This window comes from Barnesiella sp. B2-R-119 (assembly GCF_023656675.1).
In the GTDB taxonomy this organism is placed as follows: Bacteria; Bacteroidota; Bacteroidia; order Bacteroidales; family Barnesiellaceae; genus Barnesiella; species Barnesiella intestinihominis.
In genome coordinates this window covers 179,369-194,909 of record NZ_JAMOKL010000005.1, presented here as the reverse complement: position 1 = coordinate 194,909, position 15,541 = coordinate 179,369, and the positions used below count along the sequence as shown (strand labels likewise).

General features: G+C 44.3%; 11 protein-coding genes and 2 pseudogenes. All 13 read left to right on the top strand.

The annotated features are described in order from the left end of the window. The first annotated feature begins 7 nt into the window (after window positions 1–7). The 13 genes and pseudogenes from NBH06_RS11070 to NBH06_RS11015 all read left to right on the top strand — a co-directional run bounded on the left by NBH06_RS11070 (window position 8) and on the right by NBH06_RS11015 (window position 15,489). Complete coding sequence (locus tag NBH06_RS11070; protein WP_250794337.1) at window positions 8–1,465, top strand: glycosyltransferase family 2 protein; 1,458 nt, start codon at window positions 8–10, stop codon at window positions 1,463–1,465. Window positions 1,466–1,470: 5 nt separating this feature from the next. Beyond that, entirely contained in the window at window positions 1,471–2,400 is a 930-nt protein-coding gene (locus NBH06_RS11065; protein WP_250794336.1) for a DUF4922 domain-containing protein, read from the top strand. A gap of 6 nt (window positions 2,401–2,406) precedes the next feature. After that, window positions 2,407–3,711: a SpoIID/LytB domain-containing protein gene (locus tag NBH06_RS11060; protein ID WP_046415318.1), complete on the top strand. Its 1,305-nt coding sequence runs from the start codon at window positions 2,407–2,409 to the stop codon at window positions 3,709–3,711. A gap of 10 nt (window positions 3,712–3,721) precedes the next feature. Then, window positions 3,722–4,225: pseudogene (locus NBH06_RS13640) on the top strand (MFS transporter); the annotation flags it as partial. Between the two features lie 567 nt (window positions 4,226–4,792). Then, a pseudogene (locus NBH06_RS13635) lies at window positions 4,793–5,587 on the top strand (MFS transporter); the annotation flags it as partial. Between the two features lie 17 nt (window positions 5,588–5,604). Then, a complete protein-coding gene (locus tag NBH06_RS11050; RefSeq protein ID WP_021891827.1) occupies window positions 5,605–6,837 on the top strand; it encodes an exo-beta-N-acetylmuramidase NamZ family protein in 1,233 nt (410 codons plus the stop codon). 25 nt (window positions 6,838–6,862) lie between these two features. Next, the gene (locus NBH06_RS11045; protein ID WP_250794335.1) at window positions 6,863–9,682 is read left to right on the top strand and encodes an FAD-binding and (Fe-S)-binding domain-containing protein; all 2,820 of its coding nucleotides are present in this window, start codon (window positions 6,863–6,865) and stop codon (window positions 9,680–9,682) included. After that, window positions 9,666–10,838, top strand: a complete 1,173-nt coding sequence (locus tag NBH06_RS11040) for an acyltransferase family protein (protein ID WP_250794332.1) — start codon at window positions 9,666–9,668, stop codon at window positions 10,836–10,838. The genes NBH06_RS11045 and NBH06_RS11040 overlap by 17 nt, the downstream gene beginning before the upstream one ends. Continuing rightward, window positions 10,835–11,671 (top strand): BadF/BadG/BcrA/BcrD ATPase family protein, encoded by an 837-nt coding sequence (locus NBH06_RS11035; protein WP_250794329.1) that lies wholly within the window; start codon window positions 10,835–10,837, stop codon window positions 11,669–11,671. Before NBH06_RS11040 ends, NBH06_RS11035 begins: the two co-directional genes overlap by 4 nt. An 11-nt stretch (window positions 11,672–11,682) precedes the next feature. After that, on the top strand, window positions 11,683–12,510 hold the full coding sequence (gene murQ / locus NBH06_RS11030) for an N-acetylmuramic acid 6-phosphate etherase (protein ID WP_008861356.1): 828 nt from the start codon (window positions 11,683–11,685) through the stop codon (window positions 12,508–12,510). A gap of 13 nt (window positions 12,511–12,523) precedes the next feature. Then, window positions 12,524–13,186 carry a GDSL-type esterase/lipase family protein gene (locus NBH06_RS11025; protein WP_250794325.1) on the top strand — a complete coding sequence of 221 codons (663 nt, stop codon included), beginning with the start codon at window positions 12,524–12,526 and terminating at the stop codon, window positions 13,184–13,186. A gap of 354 nt (window positions 13,187–13,540) precedes the next feature. Continuing rightward, window positions 13,541–14,032, top strand: coding sequence for a T9SS type A sorting domain-containing protein (locus NBH06_RS11020; RefSeq protein ID WP_250794324.1), 492 nt, complete (start codon window positions 13,541–13,543; stop codon window positions 14,030–14,032). Next, complete coding sequence (locus NBH06_RS11015; protein ID WP_250794323.1) at window positions 14,029–15,489, top strand: CotH kinase family protein; 1,461 nt, start codon at window positions 14,029–14,031, stop codon at window positions 15,487–15,489. The genes NBH06_RS11020 and NBH06_RS11015 overlap by 4 nt, the downstream gene beginning before the upstream one ends. Window positions 15,490–15,541: the final 52 nt, after the last annotated feature.

Below are 15,541 nucleotides of genomic sequence, written 5' to 3'. Positions count from 1 at the left end.
TTTCCCTATGAAAACAATAAACTGTTTCATACCTTTTTCTGGTAAAGTTCAAGTTACCGAAACCATCAAAGGATTACGCAACTGCGAGTATGTGAAGAACATATATTTGCTATCTTCGGAAAAAAGCAAAGAGCAAATAGAAGGTTGTGAAATATTGGACATTTCGTCGCTCAATGCCTCGACCACTATGAAACTTTTGGCAGCGTACAGCGATGCCGATTTCACATTGCTTTATACGAAACACACCACATTAGAGTTAGGATACTTCGCACTCGAACGTATGGTTCACATCGCCGAAGACAGCCAAGCCGGTATGGTATATGCCGATTCCTACCATGTAATCGACGGAGAACAGAAGAAAGCCCCGGTCATCGACTATCAGTTCGGCAGTTTGCGAGACGATTTTAATTTCGGTTCCCTGCTGTTATTCAACGCCGAAGCACTCAAAGATGCAGTTGCCCGCATGAAAACCGATTTCCAATTTGCCGGATTATACGACCTCCGTCTGAAATTATCTCAAAAAACATCGTTAGTACACATTAACGAATATCTCTACTCCGAAGTCGAAAACGATACCCGAAAAAGCGGAGAGAAAATATTCGATTATGTAAATCCCAAAAACCGGGGTGTACAAATAGAAATGGAAGCCGCATGTACTGAACATTTAAAAGAAATAGGCGGTTATCTCGAACCGGTATTCGAAAAGATCGAATTCAACGCCGATAATTTCGAATACGAGGCGTCGGTAATCATTCCCGTACGGAACCGTGTACGCACCATTGCCGATGCCATCGACTCGGTCTTGAAACAAAAAACGAACTTCAAATTCAATCTGATTATTATCGACAACCACTCGACCGATGGAACCTCGGAGGCTATCGACAACTTTGCCGGCGACGAAAGAGTAATCCACCTTATTCCCGAACGAAAAGACTTAGGTATAGGCGGTTGCTGGAACATGGGCGTACATCATTCCAAATGCGGGAAATTTGCCGTGCAGTTAGACAGCGACGATGTATATAACAACGAAAATACCCTGCAAACCATGATCGATGCATTCTATGCCCAAAACTGCGGTATGGTCGTAGGAACTTACATGATGACCGATTTCAATATGAACATGATTGCTCCGGGTATCATCGACCACAAAGAGTGGACACCCGAGAACGGAAGGAACAACGCGCTCCGCATTAACGGATTAGGCGCACCCAGAGCCTTCTACACGCCACTGCTCCGTCAAGTGAAGGTTCCCAATACGAGTTATGGCGAAGACTATGCCCTCGGTTTGAACATCTCGCGCCATTACCAAATAGGGCGCGTTTACGAAGTAGTTTATTTGTGTCGCCGTTGGGACGACAACTCCGACGCTTCACTGAGTATCGAAAAGATGAACGCCAACAATTTATATAAAGATCGTATTCGCACATGGGAATTACAAGCCCGCATCGCCATGAACAAAAAATAATGCAAATGAAAGTTACATCGGAACAAGCCAAACAATTACTGACCGACCAACTCTCCGTATGGGAATCGGCGCGTGACAATTACAAAGCATTGGAAGCGGTACAGGTTAAAGAACTAACGGTGGAAGGTTGTGCGGTCAAGATACAATTCAACCCGGCCCGTATCGTATCTTCGGCAGCCAAAGTGGATACTCAATCGCTGAAAGAGCGCAAATGTTTTTTGTGTGCCGAAAACCGTCCGAAAGTGCAAGAAGGATTACCCGATGGCAGCTATACATGGTTGATTAATCCTTTCCCTATATTCCCGGAACACTTTACCATTCCGGTAAACGAGCACCTACCGCAACTTATCGAAAAGAGATTTGGCGACATGCTTCGCTTGGCACAGGCCGCCGAACATTACGTACTATTCTATAACGGTCCCAAATGCGGAGCATCGGCCCCAGATCATGCTCATTTCCAAGCTGGGAACAAAGGATTTCTACCTCTCGAAAAGGAGTTGAAAAAGTATAGGCGCATTCCCATACGAACCGAAAAATCGGCTCGTCTAAGTCAAGTCGAGGATTATATCTGTCCCTTCTTCCTTATCGAAGCGGAATCGGAAGAAGCCGCCGAAAAGCTCTTTGTGAAGCTCTATAACGCACTCGAACTAAAAGAGGGCGAACCGGAACCCATGATGAACATACTCACATGGTATGAAGAGGGTAAATGGAGCTCTTGTATCTTCCCAAGAGCCCAGCATCGACCGTCGTGTTATTTCGCCGAAGGCGACGAAAATATTTTGCTCAGCCCAGCATCGGTCGATATGGGAGGTATATTCATCACCCCACTCGAAAAAGATTTTAGGAAAATCGACGCTGAACATCTCGAAAAAATACTTTCAGAAGTCTGCCTCGACCGGGAAAAGATGTACGAAATAATAGAAAAACTTAAATAAACATTCATGAAAGAGCCACAAGTTACCGTAGGAATCATGTCAGAACGACAAATACGTTTCGTCTTCAACGGAACGTATCTGGCAAATGGAGTTCCGGTCTCAGGAGAGCATGAGGCTCATACGGACGGGAAACAGATCTTCTGGAACGGAAACAACTATACCCGAATCGTTTTCACTCCCAAAAAAGAAGACTATTCGTTTTGTCTCAAAGAGGTGACTATCGGAGTAAAATTTCATTGGGAAAGGAAAGAAGACCAAACTTTCAAAGGTAATCTGAACCTGATAGTGGAAAACGGACTTATCACAGCTATAAACGCTTTGAGCGTAGAAGACTATCTACTTAGTGTCATATCTTCCGAAATGAGTGCGACCGCCTCGCTCGAACTATTGAAATCGCACGCCGTCATTTCTCGGAGTTGGTTGTTGGCCCAAATAAGAAAAAACAAAGAGTTAGCCGGAAAGAAACCCGACTCGTTGATTCGTACCGACAAAGAACTGATTCACTGGTATGACCGGGAAGACCATATCAACTTCGACGTATGTGCCGACGATCATTGTCAACGCTATCAAGGCATCACTCGGGCCTGTACCGAAGTTGTCGCACAAGCCATACAAGCTACGCACGGAGAAGTTCTCACATACGATGACGAAATATGCGATGCCCGCTTTTCAAAATGCTGCGGAGGCGTCGTGGAAGAATTTTCCTCTTGCTGGGAAAACATAAATCCCCCCTACCTGACGGCTCTACGGGACGACAAAAATGAAAAAGATTTTCCCGACTTGAAGAACGAAGACACCGCCCGGCAATGGATATACACCTCCCCCACAGCCTTCTGTAATACGACCGACAAAAAGATACTCTCGCAGGTTCTCAACAATTACGATCAGGAAACGACCGATTTCTATCGATGGTCCGTTGTTTACTCCCAAAGCGAGCTGGCTCATCTCATTCATGAAAAATCTGGAATCGATTTCGGTGAAATCATCGACCTAAAACCCATAGAACGAGGAACGTCGGGCAGATTGGTACGGTTACAGATACAAGGTAGCAAACAAACTCTTATTATCGGGAAAGAGCTGGAAATTCGCCGTGTACTATCTCCGTCCCATTTATACAGCTCGGCTTTCGTCGTAGAGCGAGAAGATATACAGAACGGAATACCCCAACGGTTCGTCATACACGGAGCCGGCTGGGGACATGGCGTAGGACTCTGCCAGATCGGAGCCGCCGTCATGGGCGAACAAGGCTATCCTTATCGCGAAATACTGCTACACTATTTCGTAGGTGCGAACATAGAAAAACTATATTAAAATACACACCATGAACCCTCAAAAGAAAACATCACCTTGGGCGTGGATCCCTACTCTTTACTTTGCACAGGGATTACCCTATGTAGCCGTTATGACCATATCGGTCATCATGTATAAAAGATTAGGCATATCGAACACCGACATAGCGTTATATACCAGTTGGCTTTATCTGCCGTGGGTAATCAAACCGTTTTGGAGTCCATTCATCGATTTGCTGAAAACCAAACGATGGTGGGTAGTCACTATGCAGATGTTGGTAGGCGCCGGACTGGCAGGTATCGCATTCACCATTCCTGCCCCGCATTTCTTTCAAATAACACTCGCCATTTTCTGGTTGGTCGCATTCAGTTCTGCCACCCACGACATAGCAGCCGACGGATTTTATATGTTGGCTCTCGATACCCACGACCAAGCGATGTACGTGGGTATCCGCAGCACCTTTTACAGAGTCGCGACCATAGCCGGACAAGGTCTGCTGGTGATTCTCGCCGGATTGCTCGAATCGAATACAGGCCTCACTCCGTTGAACCTCGAAATAAAGGCCGGTCCGGAATATGCCAACGAAATAGTTCTTCCCTCCACCGACTACATCATCGACGCAAACAATGAAGAAATGCACTTCGTCGCATCACCCTCCACCCTCGAAATAGGAACAACGGCCGATCCCCATGCAGTAGACTCTATCAACGCATGGGTAAAATGCCAAAACATTGCAAACGGATTTGTCCTCGCAGAGGCGAAAAACCCATCGCAAACGAAAGATGAAAACAGTAGCGGAATAGGCGAAAAAATAAACACTTTTATCAAAGAGACATTCGGTGAAAAAAGAGAAAGAACCGAACACAAACTCACCGGGAATATAGGCGTTATAAAAGTTTGCCTCTCCCAAAAGCCCGGAAAAGGAGAAAAGGTCATTCTAAATACAGTGCACAAAAGCGGAGACCAAAGTATCTATCTCACGCAAGGCGACCGTTTGGAATTCACCGAAGAGAATTGGGATAAGCCGGCTTATATTGCGGTACAAATAGACCCGAAATTAAAAGAAGCATCGAATGCTTCATTCGAATCCACATCGGGAAATATCTCTCTGGCATGGTCAATCACATTCTTTGTCCTCGCCGGATTCTTTATCGCTATATGCTTGTATCACAAGTACATTTTACCTAAACCGAAATCAGACAAAGCCGTATGTGAAGCAACCGCCTCGAACATCTTCAAAGAGTTCTTTGCCACGTTCGTCACATTCTTCCAGAAAAAACAAGTATGGGTGGCTGTCTTGTTCATGCTACTATACCGATTGCCCGAAGCTCAGTTGGTAAAACTTATCAATCCCTTCTTGCTCGACCCCAAAGAATTAGGGGGATTAGGACTGACAACGGGACAAGTCGGTTTAGTATATGGTACTATCGGGATTTTAGGCTTGACGATCGGTGGAATCATCGGTGGAATCGTAGCGGCAAAAGGAGGGCTCAAAAAATGGCTTTGGCCTATGGCTTGGAGTATTTCCCTCACCTGCGCTACATTCGTTTACCTCAGCTATTACCAACCCGATAGCCTGTTCGTCATCAACCTCTGCGTTTTTATCGAACAATTCGGTTATGGATTTGGATTCACAGCTTATATGCTGTATTTGATTTACTTCTCCGACGGGGAACATAAAACGGCCCACTATGCCATTTGCACGGCATTCATGGCCTTAGGTATGATGTTACCCGGCATGGCTGCCGGCTGGCTGCAAGAACTCATAGGATATAAACACTTCTTCTATTGGGTAATGATCTGTTGTGCAGCGACTATTGCAGTATGTGCATTCATAAAAATAGATCCCAATTACGGGAAAAAAGAGACAGAAGAAAAAGAGACAGAAACAAAATAATATAAAAAATAAAGTCTATGAAATTAAAAAAGTATATAATTTTGTGTTTGATTACAAGTCTTACAGGAGGACTGAGCGCACAAAAAACAATGACGGGTATCGAAGTTCTGAAAAAAGATAATTTCAAAATATTAGAAGGGAAAAGAGTAGGCTTGATTACCAACCCGACAGGGGTTGATAATTCGTTGAAATCTACTATCGATATTCTGTTCGAAGCTCCTAACGTCAATTTGGTGGCCCTGTACGGGCCCGAACACGGCGTGCGCGGCGACGTGCATGCCGGCGATAAGGTAGAAAATTCCACAGACCCATCGACCGGATTACCGGTATATTCGCTATATGGGAAAACCAGAAAACCGACACCCGAAATGTTACAAGGTATCGATGTGCTTGTCTACGACATACAAGATATAGGTTGTCGCTCCTTTACTTACATCAGTACTATGGGCGTGGCTATGGAAGCGGCCGCTGAAAACGGAATCGAATTTATCGTACTCGACCGACCCAACCCCATCGGAGGAGAGAAAGTGGAAGGGAATCTCGTGGAAGACGGTTACATCTCTTTCGTAAGCCAATTCAAAATACCATACATTTACGGACTTACTTGCGGAGAGCTTGCCCGAATGTTGGTGGGAGAACACATGCTTGCCAAAGACTGCAAACTTACAGTCGTCCCCATGAAACACTGGAAACGAAGCATGGACTATACTAAAACAGGTTTGCAATGGATACCCTCCTCACCACATATTCCGCATCCCCATTCGGCATACTTCTACCCCCTGTCGGGAATCGTAGGAGAGCTGCCCTACCTCTCCATCGGAGTGGGATATACCATACCGTTCCAAATGTTCGCAGCAGAATGGATAGATGCCGATAAGCTCGCCGACCGCATGAATAATTTGAACCTGCCGGGTATTAAATTCCGCCCCATGCATTTGAAGCCTTTCTACGCTTTCGGAAAAGGGGAACATTTACAAGGAGTACAAGTACATATTTTGGATTATAAAAAAGCTCGACTTTCCGAAGTCCAATTCTACATCATGCAAGAATTGGCCGCTTTGTATCCCGATAAACCCGCATTTTGCAAAGAAAATGAAAGCCGATTCGACATGTTCGACAAAGTATGCGGAAGTAACCAAATAAGAGAAAGATTTTCAAAAAATTACCATTTCGACGACATCAAGGACTATTGGTATAAAGACGTCGAAGATTTCAAAAAACTATCTCGAAAATATTATCTCTATAAATAAAGAACAGATTGTTTAACGTACCGAGATGAAAGAACAAAAGTATAACGCTTATCTGAAAGAAATCGGGAAATTTATCCCGAAAGACCGGATATATACCGACGAGCTTCGTTTGTTAGCTTGGGGAACCGATGCCGGATTCTATCGACTAATCCCGAAAATAGTCATTCGGGCAAAAGACGAAAATGAAGTTTCCCGGCTCCTCGCTTTGGCCGACAAATATACACTGCCTGTCACATTTCGAGCGGCAGGAACTTCACTCTCAGGTCAAAGCATAAGCGATTCTATACTTATCGTAGCCGGGAAAAATTGGGAAAAATATTCCATCTCGGAAGATTTCGAACGCATTACACTCCAACCCGGTATTATCGGGGCACGTGTCAATGAAATATTAAAACCCCACGGTCGTAAATTCGCACCCGATCCTGCATCGGTAAAATCGGCTATGGTGGGCGGAATCGTCATGAACAATGCATCCGGTATGAACTGCGGTACACACGCCAACAGCGACAAAGAATTGCTTTCGGCGAAAATCGTGCTTGCCGACGGTACTCGGTTGAACACCGGCGACCCGGAAAGTCGAACGACATTCGAAAGAAAACACACCCCGTTCTTGAACAAAATCATCGAGATAAGAGACGAAATACGAAACGACAACGAACTGAGTGACCGTATCCGCAAAAAATATTCCATCAAAAATGTCACCGGGTTGAATTTATTACCTTTTGTGATATATGACGACCCATTCGATATTATCGCCCACCTCATGGTGGGGTCAGAGGGTACGCTCGCTTTCTTATCGGAAGTTACGATGAAAACCGAGCATGACTATCCCTATTCGGCGAGTGCCATGCTTTACTTTTCGAACATAAAGGATGCCTGTCGAGCGGTCGTTGCCATGAAACCCGGTCCCGTATTCAGTGCAGAGCTGCTCGACAAAAAGTCTTTGGCTTCGGTCAACGACACGACCGGAACGGGTCTTACAGCAGTTTTGACCGAAACGAAGGCCGATACTCCCGAAGAGCTACAAGCCAATATCGAAGAAATAAAAAAGATACTTTCTCCATTCGAAACCGTTACTCCTATTCACTTTACGGACAAACCCGAAGAATATTCGAAATACTGGGCTATCCGTTCGGGTATTTTCCCATCGGTAGGAGGAACTCGCCGGCCGGGTACGACCGTTTTGATCGAAGACGTAGCGTTTCCATTGAAAGAGCTGCCAGAAGCGACCGCCGATTTACAAGAGTTATTGGTAACGAATGAATATCACGACGCTTGTATTTACGGACATGCGTTAGAGGGAAACTTCCACTTTATCATCAGCCAGTCGTTCGACTCTCCCGAACAAGTCGCCCGATATGAAAAACTGATGGACGAAGTAAAAACATTGGTGGTGGACAAGTACGACGGTTCGCTGAAAGCAGAACATGGAACCGGACGGAATATGGCTCCATTCGTCAAATACGAATGGGGAGAAAGGGCCTATGGATTCATGAAAGCCGTCAAAGAGTTGTTCGATCCGAAAGGATTACTCAATCCCGGTGTCATTTTCAACGAAGACCCACATTGTCATTTAAAACACTTCAAACCTATGCCTCTGACAAACGCTCATGTAGACAAGTGCATAGAGTGCGGATTCTGTGAAGTGAATTGCCTGACTTGTGGATTCTCTCTTTCTTCCCGTCAACGTATCGTCATTCAACGGGAAATTTCCCGGCTCAAAAAACTATCCGATACGGAAAGTTCGGAACGGCTGAAAACATTGCAGAAACAATACAAATATTTAGGAAACGCAACCTGTGCGGGAGACGGACTTTGTTCCATGTCTTGCCCGATGGGAATCAATGTAGGCGATTTAACACACGATATCAGACAAGAGAATTTACCCGAAAAAAGCATTGGATACAAAACCGGCGATTTCGTCGCCAATCATTTTGCCGAAACGAAATCGGCTCTCAGACCTGTTCTTTACTTGGCGAACATGGCCCACAATATGTTGGGCGATAAAGTCATGAGCTCTATTGGGCAAGGTCTTCACCAAATAGGTGTTCCATTGTGGACACCATCTATGCCCAAACCCTATTATCCTCATCGAATACAACAGCACGAAGAATCTCTGAAAGTGGTCTATTTCCCAAGCTGTATCAATCAAACTATGGGTACGGCGAAAGATTCACCCGACCAAACGCCTCTGATCGACAAGACTGTCGCCTTGCTGCAAAAAGCCGGATATGAAGTCATCTTTCCCGAAAACATGAAGAATCTCTGTTGCGGAACAATCTGGGAAAGCAAAGGTATGATGGACATTGCCGACCGAAAATCGGCCGAATTGGAAGCTGCGCTATACAAGGCCAGCAACGGAGGGAAATATCCTGTACTCTGCGACCAAAGTCCCTGCCTGCACCGTATGCGCGAGGTCATGACCCAAGTAAAACTATATGAACCAGTAGAGTTCATATATACTTTCCTGAAAGACAAACTCGTTTTTTCTCCTATCGACGAACCAATCGCCGTTCATATCACTTGCTCGATGAGAAAAATGAATTTGGGAAACATGCTCGTCGATTTGGCTCGTTTATGCTCTACAAAAGTAATTGTTCCCGAAGAAGTAGGTTGTTGCGGTTTCGCCGGTGACAAGGGATTCACTTATCCCGAGGTCAACGCCTATGCTCTCAGAAAGCTAAAACCTCAAATAGAAAAAGCAGGAGTAAAAACCGGTTATTCCAATAGCCGCACTTGCGAAATAGGACTGACGACCAATGCAGGAATACCTTATATTTCTATCGTTTATTTAGTGGATAAATGTACAACTTCAAAAAATAAATGCCATGAACAACCCGCCTAATAAAAGGCTTCTTTCTCTCGATATACTGAGAGGTATCACCATCGCCGGAATGATTATGGTAAATAATCCCGGTTCGTGGGGACATATCTATGCACCGCTCGGCCATGCCGAATGGATAGGTCTGACTCCCACCGACCTCGTTTTTCCGTTCTTCATGTTCATCATGGGAATATCGACTTATATGTCGTTGAGAAAATTCGACTTCCGACTATCGGGAGCGGTAGCGTGGAAAATCATACGCCGCACGATTGTTATCTTCGCTATCGGATTGGCTATCGCTTGGTTCGGATTAACCATGCGTACCTATCATCAACTGGGGAGAGAGTCTCTATCCTTTTTCGAACGATTGGGCCGCTCTATGTGGAATTTCGACCATATCCGAATTTTGGGAGTCATGCCCCGTTTAGCGATTTGCTACGGAGCAGCCGCATTTATCGCCTTGATTGTCAAACATAAATATATACCCCACATCGTATCGGTCACGTTGATTGCCTATTTCGTCATACTGATAACAGGAAAAGGGTTCGAATTTTCCGAAGATAACATCATCTCGGTAGTCGACAGAGCTATTTTAGGAAGCAACCACATGTATCACGATAACGGGCTCGCTCTCGACCCCGAGGGGTTGCTCAGTACGATACCGTCGATATGCCACGTACTTGTCGGCATATTTTGCGGAGGACTCATCATGCGTACAAAAGATAACGCCGTACGCATGCAGAATCTTTTCATTGCAGGAACGATACTCACTTTTGCCGGATTACTTCTCGAATACGGTTGTCCTATCAGCAAAAAAATATGGTCTCCTACATTTGTTCTCACCACATGCGGATTAGCAGCCAGCTCATTGGCTTTGCTCATCTGGATCATAGACATCAAAGGATACAAAAAATGGAGTCGATTTTTCGAAGCATTCGGTATCAATCCCTTATTCATGTACGTATTGGGAGCTGTGTTAAGCATCCTCATCGGTAGTATTTACGTTACTTACGGAGGAGCGAGTATGACTTTGAAAGGAATGATTTACAACGAATGGCTCGTTCCTCTATTCAAAGACGAAACTTTTGCATCGCTTATATTCGCTCTTTTATTTATCGGTGTAAACTGGATTATAGGGTATGTTTTGTATAAAAAGAAAATATATATAAAGATATGATTATTATTGCAGACAGTGGTTCTACCAAAACCGATTGGTGCGTAGTAAACCACGGAAAACAGGTTAAAAGAATCACAACAGAGGGAACCAATCCGTTTTTTCAGACAGAAGAGGAAATAAGCCAAGTGGTAAAAGATAAACTCATGCCCCATTTGGACGGAGTGAAAATAGATGCCGTTTATTTCTATGGGGCAGGTTGTGCCTTTCCCGAAAAGAATGAGATTGTCCACAATGCCATTCATAGGCACATACCGGTAACTATCGAAGTCGGGAGCGACTTGTTAGCAGCTGCCCGCAGCCTTTGTGGACATAAAGCGGGCATCGCCTGTATCATGGGGACCGGATCGAACTCTTGTTATTATGATGGCAAAGAGATCGTAAACAACATATCCCCATTGGGATATATCTTGGGCGACGAAGGCAGCGGCGCTGTTTTGGGAAAATTATTGGTCGGCGACTGTTTGAAAAACCAACTGACTCCCGAACTAAAAGAAAAATTTTTCAACCGCTTCAATCTCACGCCAAAAGAAATTTTGGATAACGTATACAAGAAGCCTTTCCCCAATCGTTTTTTGGCATCGGTATCGCCGTTCCTCATCGAAAATATCGAAGAGCCTTGTATCCACAGAATCGTTCTGAACGGATTCAAAAACTTCTTCACCCGTAATGTCATGCAATATGACTACAAAAATGTAAAAGTACATTTCATCGGGTCTATCGCATACTATTACAAAGAAGTTTTGGAAGAAGCCGCCCTTGCCCTGCAAATAGAATTGGGAACAATCATAAAAAGTCCTATGGAAGGACTCGTCGAATTTCATTCAACTTTATAAAAACGCATATTATGGCATTCGTAAAAATAACCGAACAACCGTCTCTTTACGACAACCTCGAAAAAAAATCGGTATTGGAAATATTGCAAGATATCAATACCGAAGACCAGAAAGTCGCTTTGGCCGTGAAAAAAGCGATTCCTCAAATAGAAAAATTGGTATCTCAAATCGTTCCCCGCATGAAACAAGGCGGACGCATTTTCTATATGGGAGCCGGAACCAGCGGACGTCTCGGAGTACTCGACGCTTCCGAAATTCCCCCGACATTCGGTATGCCCCCGACATTGGTCATCGGACTAATCGCCGGCGGCGATACAGCTTTACGCAATCCGGTCGAAAACGCCGAAGACGACATGAACCGCGGCTGGGAAGAACTGAAAGAGCATAACATCAACGAAAAAGACACGGTAATAGGAATCGCGGCATCGGGTACAACCCCTTATGTTATCGGAGCTTTACATGCGGCAAGAGAGCACGGTATTCTCACCGGTTCCATATCGAGTAACCCCGATTCCCCCATATCGAAAGAGGCCGACGTAGCGATCGAAATGATTGTCGGACCTGAATACGTTACGGGGAGTTCCCGCATGAAATCGGGAACCGGGCAAAAAATGATTCTCAACATGATAACAACATCTGTCATGATACAATTGGGACGGGTCAAAGGTAACCGTATGGTAAATATGCAGCTCTCCAACCAAAAACTAGTAGACAGAGGTACGCGCATGGTGTCGGAAGAACTGGGTATGGACTATGACCAAGCCAAACGATTATTGCTTCTGCACGGCTCTGTGAAAAAAGCAGTCGATGCCTACCACGCAGAAAATCCAAACTCATAAACACATCGAATTCATGAAACCGTTTTTTATCCTTTTAGGACTATCGATATGCGTAATAAGCCTGTCGGCACAAGAAGCATACCAATATAATCAGTTTTATTACCAACGCGCCACATTATTCGAGAAGTTACCTATCAACAGCGACGATATCGTATTTTTAGGAAACAGTATCACGAACGGTTGCGAGTGGCACGAGTTATTCAATAACCCCAATATCAAAAACAGAGGAATAAGTTCGGACGTTTCAATGGGGGTTTACGATCGTCTCGACCCGATTATCAAAGGGAAACCGGCAAAAATATTTCTGATGATCGGTATCAACGACATCGCGCATCATTTATCAACCGACAGCATCGTTAAAAACATAACCAAAATCATTCGAAAGATTAAGAAAGAGACCCCTTCCACACAACTTTACATACAAAGTTTGTTACCCACGAACGACTCTTTCGAACGATTCAAAACGATTATGGGAAAAACGCCCCAAATTATTGAAATAAACCAGCAATTAGAAGAGCTTGCCCCGATAGAGAAATATACATACATCGATCTGTTTCCACATCTGACGACTCCGGGAACGACCGTACTCGATCCCCAATATACGAATGACGGACTGCATCTGCTCGGAGATGGTTATCTAGTCTGGAAAGACGTTTTATTACCTTATTTGCAATAACAAAAATCCGGCAGAAGTCTTTTCTTGATTTTTCTGCCGGATTTCATTTTTTATTTTTTTCCAACTACCTTAATCTCTATCCTTCGACCATAATCGTCAACACTTCCATTCCCTCAAATGGAGAAACACAGAGGTTATTTTGAATATACTAACCGATAGTAATATCGGGACAAAGTCAGTTTCAACATCGGCTACGGGATAACTCTGCATTCAATAAAAAATTTACAGAGCTATTCGATAAATCAAGATATAATATATTGTTTTTTGAATATAAATTCAAAAAAATCTCTTGACTAACATAATTAAAACATGTAGCTTTGTAACCATAAATTTATTAAACAAATTTAATTTACCATGAAAAAGATTGTAATACCTCTTCTTTTGGGTCTCTTTGCCACAATACCACATCATCTTCCGGCAGCCTCTTACAAGAGCATTATCGTCAACCAATCAGATGGCTCCGAAATGAAAGTAACCATCGAAGACGATATGAAAACAGCGGTTGCCGAAGGGAATCTAGTAATCACTTGCACCAAAGGCGACATAGTCCTGCCTGTCATCGACATAAAAAACTGGACATTCTCTACAAGTGCAGGCAGCGACGACGTGTGGACCGGAATAGAATCGCCGACCGCAAGCGGAACAAATTGCATACTCAACTCCGACAGAATCATTCTCAGCAACTTACCCGAGGGTTCCACGGTCACTCTTTGTTCCATCGACGGACGAATAGTTAAAAGTAGTCGTGCCGAGGGCGATTACGAGTTCTCTATCTCCGAACTGCCCAAAGGCATATATGTATTGACTTATAATAAAAACACACTTAAAATAGCGGTTGCAAAATGAAAAAAATTCTACTTCTCACCGCAGCCGTTCTCATAAGCGGTTCTGCAATGGCTCAACACGAACATTTCCACGTGTTCCGCAACGATAACCAATTCAACACGTTCAACAACGTGCAAGAAATAACCTATCAGGGATCACCCTCTTCGGGGTACAACAAAATGCAAGTGACCGATGCCAAAGGCAATGCGACCATTATCGACATAGAAGCCATCGACAGCGTTGTAGTTCGTCCCATAGGGATTCCCGAATTTCACGTGAATCTAACCGATTACCCCGAGTGGACAGAACTTATCGGCAGCAAGAGCGACGAACACCCGGCCATACTGCGCATGGACGGGAACGGAATGTACGACGACCTGCCAGAACAAGAAGTTATATTTCGCGGTCGAGGCAACTCCACATGGAACATGAAAAAGAAACCCTATCGTTTCAAAATGAATAAGAAAACTGCGGTTTGCGGCATGAAGAAAGCAAAATCATTCGCGTTGATAGCCAACTACATCGACTGCTCTCTTATGCGCAATACCGTAGCTCTTTGGCTTGCCAATTACCTCGAAATGCCTTTTGCCAACCATTGTGTGCCGGTAAAGGTTTATTTCAACGGTATCTGCAAAGGTCAATATATGCTCACAGAGAAAACAGGAATCGGCAGTGGCAGCGTCGATATCGATGAAGAAAAAGGAATGTTATTCGAAATAGACTCGAACTACGACGAAGATTACAGATTCGCTTACAACCTCTATTCTCATACCGCAATTCAAAACGGGAACAATTCCCAAGGCACTCTGCCCGTAATGATCGCCGATCCCGATCTGACCGAAATAGCTCCTGCTCTCGGACTTACGGCCGATGAGTACTTCAATACATGGAAAAACGATTTCTCAGCCATGCTCACCGCTGTGATGACAACACCCTCGACAGGTAGTTTAAAAGAATATATCGACATTGAATCGGTCGTTAATTTCTTCATGGTCAACTCCCTATCTTCCAATCATGAAATGGAGCATCCGAAAAGTTTCAAACTTTATAAAGATTCACTCGATGGAGTCTACAAATTCGGCCCGGTATGGGACTTCGACTGGGCATTTACATTCGACGGAAGAGAAGGTGCTCCTGCCAATACTCCTATGGTCGACAACAACGGAGACTGTGGCGGCTACACTTTCATCAAAGCCTTGCTGAGCAATGAAGAGATACGCACGCTATATCAACAAAAGTGGAATGCTTTTGTCAAAGATGGTTATCCCGAATTGAAAGCCTATATGGAAGAATACGCTACCCTCATAGAACCTTCGGCCAAAGAGAACGGAGTGCTTTGGCCTGCCGATTACAGCGTGGATTGGAGATTAAGCGAAAGCTCTTTCGACTTCCGAGAAAACTTCGATAAGCTCAAAGCGTGGATTCAACAGCGTATAAACTATTGTAATGAAGACCCCAACTTCGGTCTATACCGTTGATTTTCGTAATTACATCTCTAACCAGACTATCATTATAACGATTTAAAAGTTG

Coding starts and splice junctions, on each gene's coding strand:
- NBH06_RS11070 (WP_250794337.1), top strand. CDS start 8: ATGAAAACAATAAACTGTTTCATACCTTTTTCTGGTAAAGTTCAAGTT.
- NBH06_RS11065 (WP_250794336.1), top strand. CDS start 1,471: ATGAAAGTTACATCGGAACAAGCCAAACAATTACTGACCGACCAACTC.
- NBH06_RS11060 (WP_046415318.1), top strand. CDS start 2,407: ATGAAAGAGCCACAAGTTACCGTAGGAATCATGTCAGAACGACAAATA.
- NBH06_RS11050 (WP_021891827.1), top strand. CDS start 5,605: ATGAAATTAAAAAAGTATATAATTTTGTGTTTGATTACAAGTCTTACA.
- NBH06_RS11045 (WP_250794335.1), top strand. CDS start 6,863: ATGAAAGAACAAAAGTATAACGCTTATCTGAAAGAAATCGGGAAATTT.
- NBH06_RS11040 (WP_250794332.1), top strand. CDS start 9,666: ATGAACAACCCGCCTAATAAAAGGCTTCTTTCTCTCGATATACTGAGA.
- NBH06_RS11035 (WP_250794329.1), top strand. CDS start 10,835: ATGATTATTATTGCAGACAGTGGTTCTACCAAAACCGATTGGTGCGTA.
- murQ (WP_008861356.1), top strand. CDS start 11,683: ATGGCATTCGTAAAAATAACCGAACAACCGTCTCTTTACGACAACCTC.
- NBH06_RS11025 (WP_250794325.1), top strand. CDS start 12,524: ATGAAACCGTTTTTTATCCTTTTAGGACTATCGATATGCGTAATAAGC.
- NBH06_RS11020 (WP_250794324.1), top strand. CDS start 13,541: ATGAAAAAGATTGTAATACCTCTTCTTTTGGGTCTCTTTGCCACAATA.
- NBH06_RS11015 (WP_250794323.1), top strand. CDS start 14,029: ATGAAAAAAATTCTACTTCTCACCGCAGCCGTTCTCATAAGCGGTTCT.